This window comes from Pseudoalteromonas sp. Z1A6, assembly GCF_011378745.1.
Lineage (GTDB): Bacteria > Pseudomonadota > Gammaproteobacteria > Enterobacterales > Alteromonadaceae > Pseudoalteromonas > Pseudoalteromonas arctica.
This window is the reverse complement of record NZ_WTKW01000506.1, coordinates 1-2,152: the sequence shown is the minus strand read 5'-3', so window position 1 is coordinate 2,152 and position 2,152 is coordinate 1. Positions and strand designations below refer to the sequence as shown.

Annotated in this window: 1 protein-coding gene; it reads right to left on the bottom strand. The window is 32.2% G+C overall.

The window, feature by feature from the left end; translation table 11 throughout:
- A partial coding sequence (locus GQR46_RS18955) for a hypothetical protein (protein ID WP_165742087.1) occupies window positions 1-2,152 on the bottom strand: 2,152 nt, incomplete at both ends.

Sequence of the window (2,152 nt, the reverse complement as noted above, 5' to 3'; positions counted from 1 at the left end):
GCATGATTCAATTATAATTGGTTCAATTCCAAATACACTTCCGGATATTTTGAAGTGCTCAATAATAGTAGAAATACATTTTTTCACCACTGGTCTTTTTGCAGGGTCTCTTAAGTTCGGGTAAAGTAAACCTAATTTTTTTTGTGGAGAGTGTATGTATAGTTTGTTATCGATAATACTTAGCACTTGCTTTTCATATTCGCTTTTCCACTCAGTCCATTTAGCTTCTAATTGAGGTGTATTAATCAAATCAGAGTACTTTTTTTCAACATTGTTAATTACACTTGAATATAAATGGCCTCTAAAAGTACCGTGCCTGATACGCCTTCCTAAATATGAGGCAATCCCAAAGAAGCTATTTGTGCAAAACTCATAAAAGCAGTTTTCAATCAAATCGATTAATTGGGGGTCATCAAATTGGCTTAAATCATCATTACTATCCATTACAATTAAAATGGAGCCCAGTTGAGACGAAATGTTGTCACCAAACCATTCAGAGAACCTTGTAATTTCTACATAGATCCTATTATCGTCAATCTCACCACGAATCTCATTTATTTGACTATTGATCTTTAGATTTCGGGCTCGGTCAAGATAAAGCTTTTCTCCTGAGTATTCACCTCTCCAAGTATGCAGGGCAGCTCTAGTTTCTGTAATCTTTTTTGTAGTTTTAATGACTCTTGTCATTCTTGCAATAAAATCTTCATTGCATGTTTCATATAAATAAATAGCTAATGCGTCAGACCTTTTTGATAGATCATCAATAAAGCTGATTAAGTTTCCATCATATCTAGACTTTAAGATTTTTTCAGTCAAGCTCTTAAGAGCAATTTGATCTACTTCATTTCTACTTTTTTTTGCGATCAATAACCTTATTATTAATTTTGCTTCTTGAGTCGGAAGCATTGGAAGAAGGCTTTTCATTGATTTTATATCAATAGTTCTATCAAGTGAGCTTGTTCTATTCATTAATAAAAACAGTTGCTCTTCAGTTATATTGAGATCACTTTCTCTCGTATAAGTTAAAAAGTTGAATACAGCTGTACGGGTTATTGTACCTTTTAGTTGTACGGAGTGCAGATTTTTACTCTGTATATTTAATAATTTAATATCTGAAAGTAGGCAAGAACCACACTTACAAGTTATATAATTTTCAATACGTCCCAGCACCTCAGGCGTTAAGCTATGATATTCTGAGTCAGGGAAATCATAAAAATGATCTATTAAAAATTTAAAATTAACTACATCTTCACTTTCAAGCCAAGCGGATGACTGTTTGATAAAGATATATTCACTGTCTTCGTCAGCGCCATGCAAGTTTACTATTTCATCTAATGTAGGTGCTGCAGACTCTAAGTCTGCTAACACTTTATTTATATTTTTGTATTTTTTGGTGCCTATTAATCTTATATTTACTTTTATTATTATTAACGCATCCAATAATGAAGACTGTAAGTTACTTTGAATTATCTCATTAAGGTTTTTTTGATCCTTTGCATGAGGATGAAATGGGGTTCTTGAAATGTCTCTAGTAAACTTATTTGAATCACCACGATTCGGTAACCCCATTATCGAACGTTTTATACCTAAATAATCTTGCTCATCTTGGTAGCAATGGATTAGGCTGGCAACAATTACCTTAGAGTTTGATACATTTTCATTAATTAAATCAGAAAGGTAGGTGTCTGGTTGATTATTCTCTGGCATTTCGCCGAGGAAAATAATTTTTCTTAGTAAGCAGTGACTAAAGCCATATTTGTCTAATATGATTTTTATTTCTTTATTAGCCTCTGAAAATGCCTTACTTACAATTCTTTGATTTAACTGGGCTATTGCAGAAATGTAGCCATCAAGTGTTTTTGAATGTTTTCTTGCTAGGCAGTCTATTAGCTCTAATTGCTTATCAAAAGGAAGCTCCACTAATCGTGTATATTCATTTTTAGTTTGAAATGACGAAGGGAATTTATCTGGAAGAATGTCGAATTTATCATGTAAGGCAGATACAGCGTCTTCGACATCAAGTAATTTATTAATTGGTAAACTTAGTCTTAATTTGTTAAAGACCTTTATTGAATCAGCGTCATCCGAAGTGTAAATTGCTCTTACTTTATTTCTTGTTTCAATATTTAATTTTTTTAATTTTGGAATTAAA